Source organism: Bradyrhizobium sp. USDA 4541 (assembly GCF_024171085.1).
Classification (GTDB): Bacteria; Pseudomonadota; Alphaproteobacteria; order Rhizobiales; family Xanthobacteraceae; genus Bradyrhizobium; species Bradyrhizobium australafricanum.
Map to the genome: position 1 here is coordinate 1,568,323 of NZ_JALJZF010000001.1, position 15,761 is coordinate 1,584,083.

General features: G+C 64.7%; 20 protein-coding genes. 8 read left to right on the plus strand and 12 right to left on the minus strand.

All coding sequences use genetic code 11. The features are described from left to right. Positions 1-81: 81 nt before the first annotated feature. Positions 82-945: an EamA family transporter gene (locus tag J2R80_RS07395; RefSeq protein ID WP_253638291.1), complete on the minus strand. Its 864-nt coding sequence runs from the start codon at positions 943-945 to the stop codon at positions 82-84. 264 nt (positions 946-1,209) lie between these two features. Between J2R80_RS07395 and leuB the strand changes: the two genes are divergently transcribed. Then, on the plus strand, positions 1,210-2,322 hold the full coding sequence (gene leuB / locus J2R80_RS07400) for a 3-isopropylmalate dehydrogenase (protein ID WP_038387231.1): 1,113 nt from the start codon (positions 1,210-1,212) through the stop codon (positions 2,320-2,322). 176 nt (positions 2,323-2,498) lie between these two features. Here the strand turns inward: leuB and J2R80_RS07405 are convergent, their stop codons facing one another. Both J2R80_RS07405 and J2R80_RS07410 read right to left on the minus strand, forming a co-directional pair. Beyond that, positions 2,499-2,903, minus strand: a complete 405-nt coding sequence (locus J2R80_RS07405; protein WP_057020960.1) for a hypothetical protein — start codon at positions 2,901-2,903, stop codon at positions 2,499-2,501. 176 nt (positions 2,904-3,079) lie between these two features. Further along, a complete protein-coding gene (locus J2R80_RS07410) occupies positions 3,080-3,874 on the minus strand; it encodes a hypothetical protein (RefSeq protein WP_253638292.1) in 795 nt (264 codons plus the stop codon). A 116-nt stretch (positions 3,875-3,990) separates the two neighbouring features. Between J2R80_RS07410 and J2R80_RS07415 the strand changes: the two genes are divergently transcribed. Together J2R80_RS07415 and J2R80_RS07420 are read left to right on the plus strand one after the other, a co-directional pair. Then, a complete protein-coding gene (locus J2R80_RS07415; protein ID WP_253588492.1) occupies positions 3,991-5,025 on the plus strand; it encodes an aspartate-semialdehyde dehydrogenase in 1,035 nt (344 codons plus the stop codon). A 38-nt stretch (positions 5,026-5,063) separates the two neighbouring features. Then, positions 5,064-5,624 (plus strand): TIGR00645 family protein, encoded by a 561-nt coding sequence (locus J2R80_RS07420; RefSeq protein WP_253638293.1) that lies wholly within the window; start codon positions 5,064-5,066, stop codon positions 5,622-5,624. A gap of 1 nt (position 5,625) precedes the next feature. Here J2R80_RS07420 and J2R80_RS07425 read toward each other — a convergent pair whose 3' ends face one another. Continuing rightward, positions 5,626-6,282 carry a carbonic anhydrase gene (locus tag J2R80_RS07425; protein ID WP_057020957.1) on the minus strand — a complete coding sequence of 219 codons (657 nt, stop codon included), beginning with the start codon at positions 6,280-6,282 and terminating at the stop codon, positions 5,626-5,628. A 142-nt stretch (positions 6,283-6,424) separates the two neighbouring features. On the opposite strand from J2R80_RS07425, the gene J2R80_RS07430 reads away from it, so the two are divergent. Next, entirely contained in the window at positions 6,425-7,303 is an 879-nt protein-coding gene (locus tag J2R80_RS07430) for a CoA ester lyase (RefSeq protein ID WP_156436574.1), read from the plus strand. Between the two features lie 169 nt (positions 7,304-7,472). Here the strand turns inward: J2R80_RS07430 and J2R80_RS07435 are convergent, their stop codons facing one another. The 3 genes from J2R80_RS07435 to J2R80_RS07445 form a co-directional block, all read right to left on the minus strand. After that, the gene (locus J2R80_RS07435) at positions 7,473-8,261 is read right to left on the minus strand and encodes a hypothetical protein (protein ID WP_253638294.1); all 789 of its coding nucleotides are present in this window, start codon (positions 8,259-8,261) and stop codon (positions 7,473-7,475) included. A 93-nt stretch (positions 8,262-8,354) separates the two neighbouring features. Further along, positions 8,355-8,957, minus strand: a complete 603-nt coding sequence (gene leuD / locus J2R80_RS07440) for a 3-isopropylmalate dehydratase small subunit (RefSeq protein ID WP_028336269.1) — start codon at positions 8,955-8,957, stop codon at positions 8,355-8,357. Between the two features lie 87 nt (positions 8,958-9,044). Further along, a complete protein-coding gene (locus J2R80_RS07445) occupies positions 9,045-9,443 on the minus strand; it encodes a metallopeptidase family protein (protein WP_016847635.1) in 399 nt (132 codons plus the stop codon). 115 nt (positions 9,444-9,558) lie between these two features. On the opposite strand from J2R80_RS07445, the gene J2R80_RS07450 reads away from it, so the two are divergent. The 3 genes from J2R80_RS07450 to J2R80_RS07460 all read left to right on the plus strand — a co-directional run bounded on the left by J2R80_RS07450 (position 9,559) and on the right by J2R80_RS07460 (position 11,136). After that, positions 9,559-9,885 carry a hypothetical protein gene (locus tag J2R80_RS07450; RefSeq protein WP_057020952.1) on the plus strand — a complete coding sequence of 109 codons (327 nt, stop codon included), beginning with the start codon at positions 9,559-9,561 and terminating at the stop codon, positions 9,883-9,885. Between the two features lie 554 nt (positions 9,886-10,439). Then, entirely contained in the window at positions 10,440-10,673 is a 234-nt protein-coding gene (locus J2R80_RS07455) for a hypothetical protein (protein WP_253638295.1), read from the plus strand. A gap of 127 nt (positions 10,674-10,800) precedes the next feature. Continuing rightward, a complete protein-coding gene (locus tag J2R80_RS07460) occupies positions 10,801-11,136 on the plus strand; it encodes a hypothetical protein (protein ID WP_063790190.1) in 336 nt (111 codons plus the stop codon). 77 nt (positions 11,137-11,213) lie between these two features. Here the strand turns inward: J2R80_RS07460 and J2R80_RS07465 are convergent, their stop codons facing one another. Next, complete coding sequence (locus J2R80_RS07465) at positions 11,214-11,507, minus strand: DUF1330 domain-containing protein (protein ID WP_253638296.1); 294 nt, start codon at positions 11,505-11,507, stop codon at positions 11,214-11,216. Positions 11,508-11,665: 158 nt separating this feature from the next. On the opposite strand from J2R80_RS07465, the gene J2R80_RS07470 reads away from it, so the two are divergent. Then, positions 11,666-12,232 carry a hypothetical protein gene (locus tag J2R80_RS07470; protein ID WP_253638297.1) on the plus strand — a complete coding sequence of 189 codons (567 nt, stop codon included), beginning with the start codon at positions 11,666-11,668 and terminating at the stop codon, positions 12,230-12,232. Positions 12,233-12,357: 125 nt separating this feature from the next. Here the strand turns inward: J2R80_RS07470 and J2R80_RS07475 are convergent, their stop codons facing one another. The 4 genes from J2R80_RS07475 to trmD all read right to left on the minus strand — a co-directional run bounded on the left by J2R80_RS07475 (position 12,358) and on the right by trmD (position 15,758). Next, complete coding sequence (locus J2R80_RS07475; RefSeq protein WP_016847629.1) at positions 12,358-12,567, minus strand: hypothetical protein; 210 nt, start codon at positions 12,565-12,567, stop codon at positions 12,358-12,360. Between the two features lie 171 nt (positions 12,568-12,738). Further along, positions 12,739-14,145, minus strand: coding sequence for a 3-isopropylmalate dehydratase large subunit (gene leuC / locus J2R80_RS07480; RefSeq protein ID WP_057020948.1), 1,407 nt, complete (start codon positions 14,143-14,145; stop codon positions 12,739-12,741). Between the two features lie 360 nt (positions 14,146-14,505). Next, on the minus strand, positions 14,506-14,886 hold the full coding sequence (gene rplS / locus J2R80_RS07485) for a 50S ribosomal protein L19 (protein ID WP_018269387.1): 381 nt from the start codon (positions 14,884-14,886) through the stop codon (positions 14,506-14,508). 110 nt (positions 14,887-14,996) lie between these two features. Continuing rightward, entirely contained in the window at positions 14,997-15,758 is a 762-nt protein-coding gene (gene trmD, locus J2R80_RS07490; RefSeq protein ID WP_253638298.1) for a tRNA (guanosine(37)-N1)-methyltransferase TrmD, read from the minus strand. Positions 15,759-15,761 lie beyond the last annotated feature (3 nt).

The window sequence follows — 15,761 nt, forward strand, 5'->3', positions numbered from 1 at the left end:
CCGGCAATGCGGCCATTGTGACAGGCCGCGGCGGCGCTGCCCAGCGCCGATGCCCGCAACACTGTCTTGCGTATCAGGCAATCAGGCGATCAGGACCAGCGCGACGCCGATCACGGTCAGCAGGGTTCCGCCGACGATCCGCGCCGTGATCTCGACATGCTTGAGCATCATCGCGCTCATCACCACGGTGACCAGCGGATAGATCGCGGCGAGCGGCGCCACCAGCGTGATCGGGCCGTTGCGGACCGCGGCGAACAGGCTGAGCGCGCTGAGCCCGTTGCTGATCCCGGTCAGCGCGAACCAGAACCGGCCCTCGCGCGGCGCCTGCACCATGAAGCTGCCCTTGCGGACCCGTTGCACGGTCAGCACCACCAGCGAGGACATGACGTAGCCGACCAGGCAGGCCCATAGCGGGCTCGGCCAGATCGCAAGGCCGAGCTTGGCGATCGGCGGCACGATGCCGCGCACCAGCGCGCTGGTAAGCGGCAGCAGCAGCGCCCAGCTGCGCCAATGGCCGAGGTCGCGCGGCCTCGTCACGGTGATGATGGCGGCGCCCGCGACCGCGACGACGAGGCCGATGAGCTGCTGCGGCAGCAAGGGCTCGTGCAGCAGCACCACGGCGGCGGTGACCGCAAACAGCGGCGCCAGATTGCCCAGCGTCGAGGTGATGACCGGTCCCAGCGCCCGGTTTGACGCAAAGGTCAGGAGCGTCAGCGAGGCCGGGAAGAACAGCCCGATCGCCATGAAGATCGGCAGCGCACGCCAGACCACCGGCTCGCCATGCAGGATCAGCGGCGACAGCACCAGGAATAGCAGGGTGAAAGTGGGCACGCTGATCGCGGCGCCCGACAGCGGCTCGACGGTGCGCAGGCCAAGCTGCGCCAGCACCACCCCGGCGCCGAGGAAAATCGCCGAGGCGAAGGCGTAGACGATGGCTGCGGTCATGAGGTCCGTCTTGTTGGCTTCTGAAGGCGCGGGTTGCCCGTTGGGACCATTCTGGGCCGATCCGGGGTGCCTTGCCAATCCGGCTCCGGCGTTTTAGCACTCCGGCCGGATTTCCCCCGCTCGTCATGCCCGGGCTCGACCCGGGCATCCATCCATCTTCAGAGAGACCTTTCGAAGCGGGATGGATTGCCGGGTCATCTGTGCGAGGACGCGCTTCGCGCTCTTGCCCGGCAAAGACAACAACGATTAGCTCGAGGTAACACCATGGCGACCCATAAACTGCTGCTTCTCCCCGGCGACGGCATCGGCCCCGAAGTGATGGCCGAGGTGCAACGCGTGATCGACTGGCTGAATGCGCAGGGCATCGCGAAGTTCGAGACCGAGCAGGGCCTGGTCGGCGGCTCCGCCTATGACGCCCACAAGGTGTCGATCTCCGAGGGCGACATGGCCAAGGCGACGGCGGCGGACGCCGTGATCTTCGGCGCGGTCGGCGGCCCGAAGTGGGACAGCGTGCCCTATGAGGTCCGTCCCGAGGCCGGCCTGCTGCGGCTGCGCAAGGATCTCGGCCTGTTCGCCAATCTGCGCCCGGCGGTGTGCTACCCGGCGCTCGCCGAGGCCTCGAGCCTGAAGCGCGACGTGGTTGAGGGTCTCGATATCATGATCGTCCGCGAGCTCACCGGCGGCGTCTATTTCGGCGAACCGAAGACCATCACCGATCTCGGCAACGGCCAGAAGCGCGCGGTCGACACCCAAGTCTACGACACCTACGAGATCGAGCGCATCGGCCGCGTCGCCTTCGACCTGGCGCGCAAGCGCCGCAACAAGGTGACGTCGATGGAGAAGCGCAACGTCATGAAGTCGGGCGTGCTCTGGAACGAGGTCATGACCCAGGTCCACGCGCGCGAATACAAGGACGTCACGCTCGAGCACCAGCTCGCCGATTCCGGCGGCATGAACCTCGTCAAGGCGCCGAAGCAGTTCGACGTCATCGTGACCGACAATCTGTTCGGCGACATGCTGTCCGACATCGCGGCGATGCTGACCGGCTCGCTCGGCATGCTGCCATCGGCCTCGCTCGGCGAAGTCGACTCGAAGACGAAGAAGCGGCGCTCGCTGTTCGAGCCGGTGCACGGCTCGGCGCCCGATATCGCTGGCCGAGGCCTCGCCAACCCGATCGCGATGATCTCGTCGTTCGGCATGGCGCTGCGCTATTCCTTCGACATGGGCGAGCTCGCCGACAAGGTCGATGCCGCGATCGCGGCCGTGCTCGCCAGCGGCCTGCGCACCGCCGACATCAAGTCGGAAGGCACCACGCCGGCCAGCACGAGCCAGATGGGCGAGGCGATCCTGAAGGAATTGCAGAAGCTGCACGCGTGACGGCTCTGCCGTCATTCCGGGGCGATGCGTAGCATCGAACTATGGTGTGCGCTTGCGCACCTGAGAATCTCGAGATTCCGGGTTCATCGCTGCGCGATGCCCCGGAATGACAGCACCAAAAATGAAAATGCCCGGCCGGAGCCGGGCATTTTCGTATCGGCTGCTCGCCGAAATTCTCAGTACAGCGGGAAATTCCGCGGATAGCCGCCGAGATCGGCCGGCGGGCTGAGCGGCTGGCGATCGATCGGGCGGTTGTTGTTCTCACGCGCGAACGAGGGATAACCGATCTCCGGCGGATAGGCGTAGTCGTTGAACTTGCGGTCGCCCGGCAGCACTTCGGTGCCGGCGTCGAGCCACGAGCGCGTGGTGACGTAAACGCGGGTGCGCGGACCCTGCTGATAGACCCGGTTCGGACCCTGCGCGCCGTAGTAGCGGCGGCCATCGCGGTCATACTGCTCCTGCTGCTTGCGCGTGCTCGGGCTCTGCGCGCTGGCTGCGGTCATGCCGAACGCGGTTGCGGTGACGGCAGCCGCGGCAAGCAACACCACGAGCTTGTTCGCGGCAGGGAATTCTAGGGTCATCGCATCCTCGTCATTACGGCCCCGTCGGGGCTGGCGCGTCCGCCAAAATCACTCGGAACACATTGTAGCCATGGTGGGGAGGCCGTCACTAGGTCAATTGCGCCACACCGGCCGAGATAATGAGTGTCCAAGCGCAAAAGTTTCATGAAAACCAGTGCTTTGCCACGGTCTCGCCATCAAAGCGCGCCGCGCAGGCGCGGGTTCTCGCTGCCCATGACCCAGTCGGCCGACAGGGCCGGCGCGCCGGAGGTAACGCAGTCGGTGCGCTTGAGCTCGGCATGCGCGAACAGGGCGGCGAGCCGCGGATCGTTGCCCGCGGCCAGCAGGGTCAGGCGGTTCAGCATGCAGATGATCGCGGCGCGCCGGGCCGGCAGGCTGGCGCCCTGGCAGGTCCAGCCGGAGATCCGGAGGTCAGGCGCGTCGGCCTGCTTGAGGAAGCCGAGGCAGGCGCGGTCGCCGTCCTGCCGCGCCGGGCGCAGCAAGGTGACGCTGCCGAACTTGCTGTCGACGATGCCGGCCGCCTCGAGCTCGCGGACGCCATCCGGGTCGAGCCGCCCGGCAATCTCGGTGACCGCAGGCCCTACGGTCTCGCCGCCGGGGCGGTAGATTTCCAGCTCGGCGACCGCTGCACCGTTGGCATCGGCCCAGCGAAAGACGTCCTTGCGGCCGCCCTCGGAGTGCCGGAGGATCTCGTAAGTCTCTGTTTTATCTCGCAGATCGAGCCCGCTCACGGCAAAGGCCGGCGCCGTGCGGCCGGCCGGGCTCCAGCCTGCGGCGGCAGGGGCCGCCATCGCCGTTGCGTCGGGCAGTTGCTTCCATAGATAGTTGCCGAGGACGACGAACAGCGCGAGCACGGCGACATAGGCGAATAGCCGGGAGAGCGTGGCGTACACCTCGTCGACGAAGCTCGTCAGTGTTGACGGAATTCTCGTATGATGGGGCGCGGCCGGATCGGCCCGAAATAAACGCATCAAAACGCTCAAAAACTACGCAACGTTGTCTTGACGGGGTTTCTCGCATAGAAGCGCTGCCTCTTCCCTTTCCGCAGCTTGCGGGGGAACGGGCATTTTTCGTCGGAGAGTGAACGATGGGTTACAAAGTCGCGGTGGTCGGAGCGACCGGCAATGTCGGGCGCGAAATGCTCAACATTCTCGACGAGCGCAAATTCCCCGCCGACGAGGTCGTCGTGCTGGCCTCGCGCCGCAGCGTCGGCATCGAGGTCTCCTATGGCGACCGCACGCTGAAGGTGAAGGCGCTCGAGCACTATGACTTCTCCGACATCGACATCTGCCTGATGTCGGCCGGCGGCTCGGTCTCCAAGGAATGGTCGCCCAAGATCGGCGCCGCCGGCGCGGTCGTGATCGACAACTCCTCGGCCTGGCGCATGGACCCGGATGTGCCGCTGATCGTGCCCGAAGTGAACGCGGATGCGACCGCCGGCTTCACCAAGAAGAACATCATCGCCAACCCTAACTGCTCGACCGCGCAGCTCGTCGTCGCGCTGAAGCCGCTGCACGACAAGGCGACGATCACGCGCGTCGTGGTCTCGACCTATCAATCGGTGTCGGGCGCCGGCAAGGACGCGATGGACGAATTGTTCTCGCAGACCAAGGCCGTCTACACCAACGACGAGCTGGTCAATAAGAAGTTTCCGAAGCGCATCGCCTTCAACGTCATTCCTCAGATCGACGTCTTCATGGAAGACGGCTACACCAAGGAAGAGTGGAAGATGATGGCGGAGACCAAGAAGATCCTCGATCCGAAGATCAAGCTCGCCGCCACCTGCGTACGCGTGCCGGTCTTCGTCGGTCACTCCGAAGCCGTCAATGTCGAGTTCGCCAATCCGATCACGGCGGACGAGGCGCGCGACATCCTGCGCCGCGCGCCGGGCTGCCTCGTGATCGACAAGCACGAGCCGGGCGGCTACGTCACGCCCTATGAGGCTGCCGGGGAGGACGCGACCTATATCAGCCGCATCCGCGAGGACGCGACGGTGGAGAACGGCCTGTCGTTCTGGTGCGTGTCGGACAACCTGCGCAAGGGCGCGGCGCTCAATGCCGTGCAGATCGCCGAAGTCCTGATCAACCGCAAGCTGATCACCGCCAAGCAGAAGGCGGCATAAAAGCTGCCGCGGGAATACGGCGTCAGGAAGCTCGTGGCATGGCGGAAGCGGAACAACCGGCGACCTATCGGCCCAATCCGACGCTGAAGCGGGTTGAACGTCGTTTCGAGAACCTGCTGTTCAACAGCCGCTGGCTGATGGCGCCGTTCTATTTCGGCCTCGTCATCAGCCTCGCGGCGTTGCTGTTCAAGTTCTGCATGGAGCTGTGGCACTTCATCCTGCATGTGCCGGATGCCAAGGAATCCGACATCATTCTCGGCGTGCTGGCGCTGATCGACATCTCGCTGACCGGCAATCTGATCCTGATCGTGGTGTTCTCAGGCTACGAGAACTTCGTCTCGAAGATCGATCCGGAAGGGCATCCGGATTGGCCGGACTGGATGACCAAGGTCGATTTCGGTGGCCTGAAGCAAAAACTGCTGGCGTCGATCGTCGCGATCTCGGCGATTCAGGTGCTGAAGGCGTTCATGAACCTCGATACCGCGTTCGATCCCAGCAAGCTCGCCTGGCTGGTCGGCGTGCACCTGGTATTCGTGGTGTCGTCCTTCATGCTCGCGATCTCCGACCGCTGGGGCAGCGGCCATCACGGCAGCGAGTAGATTACTGGTCTGATTTCAGCTCGTCGCGGACGCTGATGAATTCCTTCGCGACCCGGTCGAGCACGAACAGCGAGCCCTCGGCGACGCCGAAATAGGCACCGTGCAGCTGCATCTCGCCGCTCTCGACGCGTTCGCGCACGAATGGGAACGTCATCAGGTTCTCCAGCGAGCGGAACACCGCGGCCTTCTCGATGCGGACGACGAAGTCCTGCATGGTCTCATGCTCGCGTTGCTCGACGATTTCGCCGGGCTTGATGAACATCTGCATCCATTTGCCGATGAAGTCGCCGGGCGTGAGCGGCTTGATCTTGTCGACGAAGGCGCGGATGCCGCCGCACTGCGCGTGGCCCAGCACCACGATGTTCTTCACCTTCAAAACGGTCACGGCATATTCCAGCGCGGCCGAGACGCCGTGGGCGTTGCTGTCGGGCTGATAGACCGGAACCAGATTGGCGATGTTGCGGACCACGAACAACTCGCCGGGGCCGGCGTCGAAGATCACCTCCGGCGAAACGCGGGAGTCGCAGCAGCCGATCACCATGGTCTCGGGAAACTGGCCGCGCTCCGACAGGTCGCGGTAGCGGGACTGTTCGGTCGGCAGCCGCTGGGTGGCGAACGTCCGGTAGCCGTCGATCAACTGCTTCGGAAAGAATTTCATGGCCTCTGGCTAACCACATGCGGGCAACGGGAACAAGACTTTCGGCGTGTGGCCTGAGATGATACGGCAGCGTCGAAGAATGGTTCCGTCCGATGCCTAAACAATGGACAGTGGCGGAGCCCAAGCCCCCAGGAGAATGTCGATGACCCGTCCGCGCCGCAGCCTGTTGTTCATGCCGGGATCGAATGCACGGGCGCTGGAAAAGGCCCGGACGCTGCCGGCGGACGGCATTATCCTCGACCTGGAGGATTCCGTTGCCCCCGACGCCAAGGCCACAGCGCGGGAGCAGATCGCCAAGGCGGTCGCCGCCAAGGGCTTCGGCAAGCGCGAGATCCTGATCCGCATCAACGCGCTCGACACGCCCTGGTGGGTCGACGACATCGGCATGGCCGGCAAGGCGCAGCCGGACGGGATCCTGGTTCCCAAGATTTCGACCGTCGACGATCTCAACGCCGTCGCCGATCGCCTCAGCGACATCAATGCGCCTGCCTCGATCCGGGTCTGGGCGATGATCGAGACCGCGCGCGCGGTGCTCGACGCCGACAAGCTGGCCGCGGCATCGAAGGATTCCGAAACCCGGCTCGCCGGCTTCGTGTTCGGGCCGAACGACATTGCCCGCGAAACCCGGATCCGGATGAAGCCGGGCCGCGCGGCGATGATTCCGATGATCACGCATTGCATCCTGGCGACCCGCGCGCACGGGCTCGAGATCCTCGACGGGCCCTACAGTGACATCAGCAATGTCGACGGCTTCGCGGAGGAATGCGCGCAGGGCCGCGATCTCGGCTTCGACGGCAAGACGCTGATCCATCCGAGCCACATCGATGCCTGCAACGCGATCTTCACGCCGCCCGAGGCCGAGGTCGCCGAGGCGCGCAAGATCATTGCCGCTTTCGAGAAGCCGGAGAACGCCTCGCGCGGCGCGATCCAGCTCGACGGCCGCATGGTCGAGCGCCTGCACGCCGAGATGGCCAGGCGCACCATCGCGATCGCCGATGCGATCGCCGCGATGGGGCATTAGCCCTGCGAAGCGTCTTCCCTTCTCTCCCTGTGGGAGAAGGTGGCGGGAGGCGCCGGATGAGGGGTTGTCTCCGCTTCTGGGATTCTCCCGTGGGAGAGAACCCCTCACCCGGCTTCGCTTCGCGAAGCCGCCCTCTCCCACAAGGGGAGAGGGTGCAGCGGTGTTTGCGTTACGCTCCAAATCTCTCCGCCGCCCACGCGTAGAGGCTGCCCGGGATCGGCGCCTCCTTGCCGCGCCCTTTCGGCGAGATGTGCAGGCCGATGATCGCGGGATCGTTCAGGTAGCGCGAAAAATCCGACGGCTCGAAGAACAGCTTCGGCTCGGCATGCACGGCGTAGAATGATCGCTTCGGCAGCGCGTGCTGCAATTCGCCTGCGCGGCGCGCCAGCGCGGTGAGTGCCGCCGGGCCGTAGATTGCGACACGGATGTCGGCGAGGCGGTTGGATTTGCCGCGCAGCCGGCGCATCGCGAAGGTCAGGCGATGGCGCAGCGCCAGCCAATCCGGGATCAGCTCGTCCTGCTGCATCAGCGCCTCGAAGGCGCGCACGATCGGATCGTCGGGCGGCAGATACAGCACGGAGTTGCCGAGCTGCCGCGGCCGCTCCCAGGCAAAATAGGGCTTGGCCGGATCGAGCTCGACGCCCTTCAGCAGCAGCACGTCAGCGTCGAGCCAGAGACCGGCGCGCCGCGCCATCAGCCGCATGCGGAAGAAGTCGCTGAACTGCAGCATGGTCCAGTCGCGCCACGAGCCGTCGGGCTCCGCCGGGCGCAGCTTCTCCGCGAACGAATGCGGCAGCACGGCTTCGGCTTCGGCATTGCCGATACCGTCGGGCAGGCCGGGAATCGGATCGAAACTGTAGACGGTGACCTTGTGCCCCGCCGCCGCCTGCGAGCGCAGGCAGGTCTGGCGCAGCGCGTCCATCGAGCCGTGCCAGAAGGTGACGATGTCAGGCAGCATGCGCGTCAGCTATCAGCGGGTTTGCGGCGAGCGAATTCGGCAAAGAAAAGCCCCGGCGCCTGACGGCACCGGGGCACGATGATGCGCTGAGCCTCAAGCCCAGGCGCGTTCCCTAAGCTTCGTCTCGTAGCTGTCGATCGACGATTTCTTTTCCATCGTCAGGCCGATGTCGTCGAGGCCGTTGATCAGGCAGTGCTTGCGGAACGGGTCGATCTCGAACTTGACCTTGCCGCCGTCGGGACCGCGGATCTCCTGGTTGGGGAGGTCGATGGTCAGCGTCGCGTTGGCGCCGCGCTCGGCGTCGTCGAATAGCTTGTCGAGGTCCTCCTGCGACACGCGGATCGGCAGGATGCCGTTCTTGAAGCAGTTGTTGTAGAAGATGTCGCCAAACGAGGTCGAGATCACGCAGCGGATGCCGAAGTCGAGCAGTGCCCAGGGCGCGTGCTCGCGGCTCGAGCCGCAGCCGAAATTGTCGCCGGCGACCAGCACCTTCGCGTTGCGATAGGCGGGCTGGTTGAGGACGAAATCCGGGTTCTCGCTGCCGTCATCCTTGTAGCGCTGCTCGGAGAAAAGCCCCTTGCCAAGGCCGGTGCGCTTGATGGTCTTGAGGTACTGCTTCGGAATGATCATGTCGGTGTCGACATTGATGATCTTCAGCGGCGCCGCGACGCCTTCCAGCGTGGTGAACTTGTCCATCGGTGCTCTTCCCGGGCAAAAAATAGCGGATATCGGCCGGATGTTTATCGCGAATGTGACAGCGGTAAAAGGGCCATTTCTGCAGGGCTAGCCCGCATCGGCCTCAATCGCTTCCATATCGGCGTCGGAGAGGCCGAAATGGTGCCCGATCTCATGGATCAGCACGTGGCGAACGATGTGGCCGAGGGTCTCGTCGTGCTCCGCCCAGTAATCCAGGATCGGCCGGCGGTACAGCCAGACCAGGTTGGGCAGCCGGGCCACGTCGCTATGGCTCTGCTGCGGCAGGCCGATGCCCTGAAACAGGCCGAGCAGGTCGAACTCGCTCTCGGCCTGCATCTCGTCGAGCACCTCGTCGGTCGGAAAGTCGTCGACGCGGATGATCAGGCCCTCGCAGAGGGCCCGGAACGTCTTGGGCAGGCGCTCGAAAACCTCGTGCGCCATGGCCTCCATCTCGGCCAGCGAGGGGGCTTTTTCTGTGGTCCACATGACACTCCTTTAGCGCGAGTGCTATCGGCGGCGCCAGCGCAGTTGACCTTGGCGGCGCAATGGGAGACCGTGCCGCCCACGAATGGGGCTCAAGAATCGAGCTTGGGTGGGCGTAATGAAACGGATCGTGGCGACAGCGCTGTTGGCTGTAGCAGTCGGGCTCTCGCTCCCGGCGACAAAGGCGCAGGCACAGAGCGCGGCGGCTGAGGCGCGCGTCGGCGAGGCGGCACCTGTCGCGCGCACGCGCGTCGTCGAGCGCCGCCGGCTGAAGCGCGTGCCGATCTACCGGTCCCGGCCCGATCATTGGGAACCCGATGTCATCCCGCGCTACAACCCCGGTCCGAACGCCGTGCGCGACTGCACCGCGACCTATGTGCAGGAGCACCGGCCGAGCGGTACCGTGATCACGCCGCGCATGAACTGCTTCTGGCGGCCGGGCTAGTTACGCGTATGTCGGCGCGTTGCGCCGATCATCGCAACAGCCGCGATCAAACCTGTCGCCCATAAACCGCCGCCGCCATCAGCATCCGCGTGCGATGGCTTGCGGTGCCGATGTCGTCGCCCGGTCCTTGGCGGCGAGCGCGACATCGCCGAGCATGATGGAACCGCAGAGCGCGAGGGCTGTTCGAAGCATCGATCTGCGTGGGCTTGTTCGTGTCACGGCAATCTCCTGCAACAAACGGAAGGCGAGATACGACCATCGTCTATGTCGTTTGCACACCAACGCGAAAAATCGCGCGCAGTGCCGGAACCTGAAGCGCGCCGGCAGCATTCATGTTCGTGGCGCAGTCATTCACTTCCCATTCACGTCGTCCGCATTCTGCTAGCGATCTGCGTCGCGGCAACGGCGTCGATTCGAAAGCTGAAGCGTTTTCTAGCGGAGCCTGTCCCGCGCGTGATGCGGGACGGACACCGGTTCGCGTGAGGAAAACGCGTCAAGCAGAAGTTCAAGTCGTCGCTGCAAGACGTGACATCAAAGGATCAAGGAGACAATTCATGAAGGCGATGAAGGTTCTGGGGCTCGCGGCTGTCGGTGCCGTGTTGGTGTTGGCGGCGCCGGCCGAGCGTGCAAGCGCGATGTCGCTCGCCACGCCGGGCACAGCCGCCACGGTTCAGGACAACGCGAACCATGCGACCACGCAGGTACGCTGGGGTGGGCGCGGCTGGCATCGTGGCTGGCATCGCGGACATCACCGCGGCTGGGGGCATCGTCGCCACTGGCGCCGTTGATCGCGCGGCGTATTAGCGCAGTTGAGACACAGGCCCGTGAGCAGCGGGCCTGTTGTCGTTCTCAGCCATCAAACCGGCAGATTCGCCCACGCGGGATGATATCCATCGCAATCTGCAGGAGTTGATCATGATGAGATGGATCGGTGTCGCGGCTGTCGCTTGTACATTCGCGTTGACGGCGCCGGCATCGGCAACCGCCGCGGCATCAGCCCAGCCGCAGGCCGCGGCACCGCAGCGGCAAGTAGGCAAGGCAACGGATATCAGCGCGCAGCGCTATCATCATTACCATCGTCGCCACTATCACTACGGCTACCGTCCTTATTACCGGCCGTACTACCGGCCCTATTCCTATTATCGGCCGTACGGCTCCTATTATTACGGGCGGCCCTATTACTATCGGCCGTACCCCTATGCTGCGCCGGCGCCATTCACCTTCGGCTTCGGGTTCGGCCCGTTCTGGTGATGCACGCAGTCGCGCCGTGCGCGACATCAGCCGTGCAACAAGAGAGCAGCTCTCGGATCGGAGCTGCTCCGTCCGCCTCAGGGCGCGAAGCCCTTCGCCCGCAGCACAATGCCCTGCGCACCCGCCTTGCGATCCCTGGAGATCTCGACATATTCGGGCGACTCCGACCAGGCGCGGAATGCGGCTTCGTCAGGGAATGACATCAGCACCAGCTTGTCGCGATCCCAGCTGCCCTCGAGCACCGCGGGCTGTTCGTCGGCCGACAGCAGGCGTCCGTTGAACTTCCTGAATACGTCGAAGAAGCGCGCCTGATACCGATCATAGGCGGCGCGATCGGTCATCTTGAGTTGCACGATCACATAGACAGTCACTGACGTTTCTCCCGGACGTTTCGCCGCAGCGTTTTGCGCGTTCATGGCGCATTCACTCAGCGATTTCTAGCGTCATGCCGGGAGCGACTGCAATGAACGCAATGAAACCGGCTGCCATGCAGCTTGGTGCTCGTTGCCGTTGTCAGGGAGGTTCAGAGATGAGGGAGAGCTATTTGCGGCGCGGATTGGTGCGCCGTCTCGGCGTTGCGGCGGCCGCTGTCTTCGCATTGTCGGTTGCTTCGCAGCAGCGCGCCGAAGCGCTGTCGCTGGCAAGCCCGGCCGCCGCGCCCGCGGCAAGGTCTGCGGCCGATGCCATGACGACCCAGGTCCGGCACGGCGGTGGCGGCCACGGCGGCGGAGGTTTTCATGGTGGCGGCTTCCGCGGTGGTGGATTCCACGGCGGCGGATTTCACGGCCGCGGCTTCCGTGGTGGCGGCATCCGCGCCGCGCCGGCGTTCCATGGCGGCTATCGCTATGGCGGCTTCCATCGCCATTATGGTGGCTACCACCGCTTCTACGGCGGCGGTTACCGCTACGGCTATCGGCCCTATTACCGCCGGCACTTCCATCACCGGCGCTTCTTCTACGGATCGTCCTACTATTACCCGGCCTATTATCATCACCGCCGTTGCCGGGTGGTCTGGACCTATTACGGACCGCGCCGGATCTGCCGGCCGTGGTGGCACCACCGCCACTACTGGCGGCCGTATCGCGTCTATTGGTAAAGTTTGAAATGACAGCGGGCGCCTCACGGCGCCCGTCTTGTTGGGTCCCTCTCTTTGCGCGCTGGAGCGTGTTCGAACGAAGTGGGCGCCGCTTCGCGTGAAGAAAACGCGTCAAGAAAGGGGCGTTAGTCCCAGTTCTTCAGCTTCCAGGACTTTATCTTCCACGGCGTCAGGTTTTCCATCCGCCATTGCGTCCAGCGCTCCGGCGGCCAGTGGCTGAGGCGCGAGGTTTCCTTCACCTCGGGAAGCGGATCGATGATGCGCGCCACGGCACGACGGCGCTTCTGGCGCGTCGCGTCGCTGATCATGTCGACGAATTCGGGTTTATCGGCCACGGCACGCGCTCCTTGCGAAGGCTTGTTTTCGCAAGGAGGCAGTTTGCGTGCGCCCCGTTAACGAGCCGTTTCCGAAACGGCTCGAGCTTGAGACGAAGCAATAGCGTTTTCGAGCGAAGTGGCCCCGGTTCGCGTGAAGAAAACGCGTCAAAAAAGAATCTGGCGCGTACCTTACCGCCAGTCGCGGACGTCGACGAAGTGTCCGGCGATCGCGGCGGCCGCGGCCATCGCGGGCGACACCAGATGGGTGCGGCCCTTGAAGCCCTGGCGGCCCTCGAAGTTGCGGTTCGAGGTCGAGGCGCAGCGCTCTTCCGGCTTCAGCTTGTCGGGGTTCATCGCAAGGCACATCGAGCAGCCTGGCTCGCGCCAGTCGAAGCCGGCCGCAATGAAGATCTTGTCGAGGCCTTCGGCTTCCGCCTGCTCCTTCACGATGCCGGAGCCCGGCACGATCATCGCGTTGACATTGCCGTTGACGGTCTTGCCCTCGGCGATCTTCGCGGCAGCGCGCAGGTCCTCGATGCGGCCGTTGGTGCAGGAGCCGATGAAGACGCGGTCGAGCTTGATGTCGGTGATCTTCGTGCCGGCGGTCAGGCCCATATATTTCAGCGCGCGATGCTTGGAGATGCGCTTGGCCTCATCGGCGATCTTGTCGGGATCGGGCACGAAGCCGGTCACCGAGATGACGTCCTCAGGGCTCGTGCCCCAGGTGACGATCGGCGGCAGCTTGGCCGCATCGAGCCGGATCTCGTGGTCGAAATGCGCGCCCTCGTCGGAGCGCAGCGTCTCCCAGTAGCGCATCGCGGCGTCCCAGGCGGCGCCCTTCGGCGCCTTCGGGCGGCCGCGCAGGAAGTCGAACGCCTTCTGGTCGGGCGCGACCAGGCCGGCGCGCGCGCCGCCTTCGATCGACATGTTGCAGACCGTCATGCGGCCTTCCATCGAGAGCGCACGGATCGCCTCGCCGGCATATTCCAGCACGTAGCCGGTGCCGCCGGCGGTGCCGATCTCGCCGATGATCGCCAAGATGATGTCCTTGCCGGTCACGCCTTCGGGCAACTTGCCGTCGACGATCGCGCGCATGTTCTTGGCCTTCTTCTGGATCAGCGTCTGCGTCGCCAGCACGTGCTCGACTTCGGAGGTGCCGATGCCGTGCGCGAGCGCGCCGAACGCGCCATGCGTCGAGGTGTGGCTGTCACCGCAGACGATGGTGGTGCCGGGCAGCGTAAAACCCTGCTCCGGGCCGATGACGTGAACGATGCCCTGGCGCTTGTCGAACTCGTTGTAATACTCGATGCCGAATTCCTTGGCGTTCTCGGCCATCACCCGCATCTGCTCGATGCTTTCAGGGTCGGGGTTCGGCTTCGAACGGTCGGTGGTCGGGATGTTGTGGTCGACGACGGCGAGCGTCTTCTCGGGCGCGTGCACCTTGCGGCCGGCGGCGCGCAGCCCTTCGAACGCCTGCGGCGAGGTCACCTCGTGCACCAGGTGGCGATCGATATAGAGCAGGCAGGTGCCGTCGTCGGCCTCGTGGACCAGATGGTCGTTCCAGATCTTGTCGTACAGCGTGGTCGGTTTGGACATGAGCTTCAGCTCCAGAAGAAATTCAGTGGTGGGATGACATGAGCGCGTCTTAAGCGCGCGAGCAGGCGAAAGCGTCCAGGCAGCGTTACGCTGCGCGTCTAAGCTCGGACGTTGCCGACGTCGCAAAGCGACCGAAGAAGCGGCCGGGCAGCCGCGAGCGATCGTCGATCACGACGCGCTTGCAGGTCTGACTTGGACAGCGCTTGCTTGCTTGATCCGGAACCATTCTAAATTTCTAACACAGGGCTCATAGCGGCGACAATCGATCGATTGCGCGGGCCTGCAAGTCAGATAGGCACGCCGCAACAAAAAAGCGCGGGGCAGGCCCCGCGCTTTTGGTCACATCCCCTGAGGGAAACGTTACTCGCCAACGGCGGTCTGGCGGTCCTGCTTCTCGACGATGCGGGCCGACTTGCCGCGCAGGTTGCGCAGATAATAAAGCTTGGCGCGACGAACCTTGCCGCGACGCACGACCTTGATCGAGTCGATCATCGGCGACATCACCGGGAAGACGCGCTCGACGCCTTCGCCGTAGGAGATCTTGCGCACGGTGAAGCTCTCGTTGAGGCCCTGACCGGAACGACCGATGCAAACGCCCTCATAGGCCTGCACGCGGGTACGCTCGCCTTCGACCACCTTCACGTTGACGATGACGGTGTCGCCGGGGCCGAATTCCGGGATATCCTTGGTGGCGGCGAGCTTGTCGAACTGCTCTTTTTCGAGCTGCTGAATAAGGTTCATCGAAATCTCCATCGGCGGCGCGCCCAGCCTGTATGGGGGCTGCGCAAACGTCCATCTATCCTGCGCGGGTGCGGATTTGGCCGCCCGTATAAGGCAAAGCGCAGGGTTTGTCACCCGTCTGTCGTGTTTTTTGTCCGGCGCGGAGCGGCTTTTTGGCCGGCCTTGCGGGCCCAGAGATCGGGCCGCCGGGCCGCCGTCAGGGCCTCGGATTGGGCCAGCCGCCAGGCCGCGACCTTGGCGTGATCGCCGGAAATCAGGATTTCCGGGATCTGCCTGCCCTCGAACTCCTGCGGGCGGGTGTATTGCGGGTATTCCAGTAGTCCTTCGGAAAAGCTTTCCTCGGTTCCCGAGGCCTGCTTGCCCATCACCCCCGGCAGCAGGCGGACGCAGGCGTCGATCAGGGCCATCGCGGCGATTTCGCCGCCGGACAGCACATAATCGCCGATCGAGACCTCCTCGAGGCCCCGCGCCTCGATCACCCGCTGGTCGATGCCCTCGAAGCGGCCGCAGACGATGAGTGGGCCGGGGCCGGCCGCAAGCTCCGCGACCTGGGCCTGGCTCAATGGCCGACCCCGCGGGCTCATCAGCAGGCGCGGACGGCTAAGCGCGATATCGGCGGCGTCGATCGCCGCTGCCAGCACATCGGCCCGCAGCACCATGCCCGGGCCGCCGCCCGCCGGCGTGTCGTCGACGCTGCGGTGCTTGTCGGTGGCCGAGGCCCGGATGTCGCGCACTTCCAGCGCCCAGAGTCCGCCAGCCAGCGCCTTGCCGGCGAGGCTCACGCCGAGCGGCCCCGGAAACATGTCTGGGAACAGGGTCAGCACGGTGGCGCGCCATGGTGTCGCCTGGGCCGGGGTGTCTTGCGATGTCATGGC

Bases quoted from the DNA above. Each gene is read 5' to 3' on its own strand.
- leuD (WP_028336269.1), bottom strand. From the start codon at position 8,957: ATGGACAAGTTCACCACGCTGGAAGGCGTCGCGGCGCCGCTGAAGATC.
- rplS (WP_018269387.1), bottom strand. From the start codon at position 14,886: ATGAACCTTATTCAGCAGCTCGAAAAAGAGCAGTTCGACAAGCTCGCC.
- J2R80_RS07435 (WP_253638294.1), bottom strand. From the start codon at position 8,261: ATGCTGCCTGACATCGTCACCTTCTGGCACGGCTCGATGGACGCGCTG.
- J2R80_RS07450 (WP_057020952.1), top strand. From the start codon at position 9,559: ATGAAACGGATCGTGGCGACAGCGCTGTTGGCTGTAGCAGTCGGGCTC.
- J2R80_RS07425 (WP_057020957.1), bottom strand. From the start codon at position 6,282: ATGAAATTCTTTCCGAAGCAGTTGATCGACGGCTACCGGACGTTCGCC.
- J2R80_RS07470 (WP_253638297.1), top strand. From the start codon at position 11,666: ATGAGGGAGAGCTATTTGCGGCGCGGATTGGTGCGCCGTCTCGGCGTT.
- J2R80_RS07445 (WP_016847635.1), bottom strand. From the start codon at position 9,443: ATGTGGACCACAGAAAAAGCCCCCTCGCTGGCCGAGATGGAGGCCATG.
- J2R80_RS07460 (WP_063790190.1), top strand. From the start codon at position 10,801: ATGATGAGATGGATCGGTGTCGCGGCTGTCGCTTGTACATTCGCGTTG.
- trmD (WP_253638298.1), bottom strand. From the start codon at position 15,758: ATGACATCGCAAGACACCCCGGCCCAGGCGACACCATGGCGCGCCACC.
- J2R80_RS07410 (WP_253638292.1), bottom strand. From the start codon at position 3,874: ATGCGTTTATTTCGGGCCGATCCGGCCGCGCCCCATCATACGAGAATT.
- J2R80_RS07395 (WP_253638291.1), bottom strand. From the start codon at position 945: ATGACCGCAGCCATCGTCTACGCCTTCGCCTCGGCGATTTTCCTCGGC.
- leuB (WP_038387231.1), top strand. From the start codon at position 1,210: ATGGCGACCCATAAACTGCTGCTTCTCCCCGGCGACGGCATCGGCCCC.
- leuC (WP_057020948.1), bottom strand. From the start codon at position 14,145: ATGTCCAAACCGACCACGCTGTACGACAAGATCTGGAACGACCATCTG.
- J2R80_RS07415 (WP_253588492.1), top strand. From the start codon at position 3,991: ATGGGTTACAAAGTCGCGGTGGTCGGAGCGACCGGCAATGTCGGGCGC.
- J2R80_RS07420 (WP_253638293.1), top strand. From the start codon at position 5,064: ATGGCGGAAGCGGAACAACCGGCGACCTATCGGCCCAATCCGACGCTG.
- J2R80_RS07405 (WP_057020960.1), bottom strand. From the start codon at position 2,903: ATGACCCTAGAATTCCCTGCCGCGAACAAGCTCGTGGTGTTGCTTGCC.
- J2R80_RS07455 (WP_253638295.1), top strand. From the start codon at position 10,440: ATGAAGGCGATGAAGGTTCTGGGGCTCGCGGCTGTCGGTGCCGTGTTG.
- J2R80_RS07430 (WP_156436574.1), top strand. From the start codon at position 6,425: ATGACCCGTCCGCGCCGCAGCCTGTTGTTCATGCCGGGATCGAATGCA.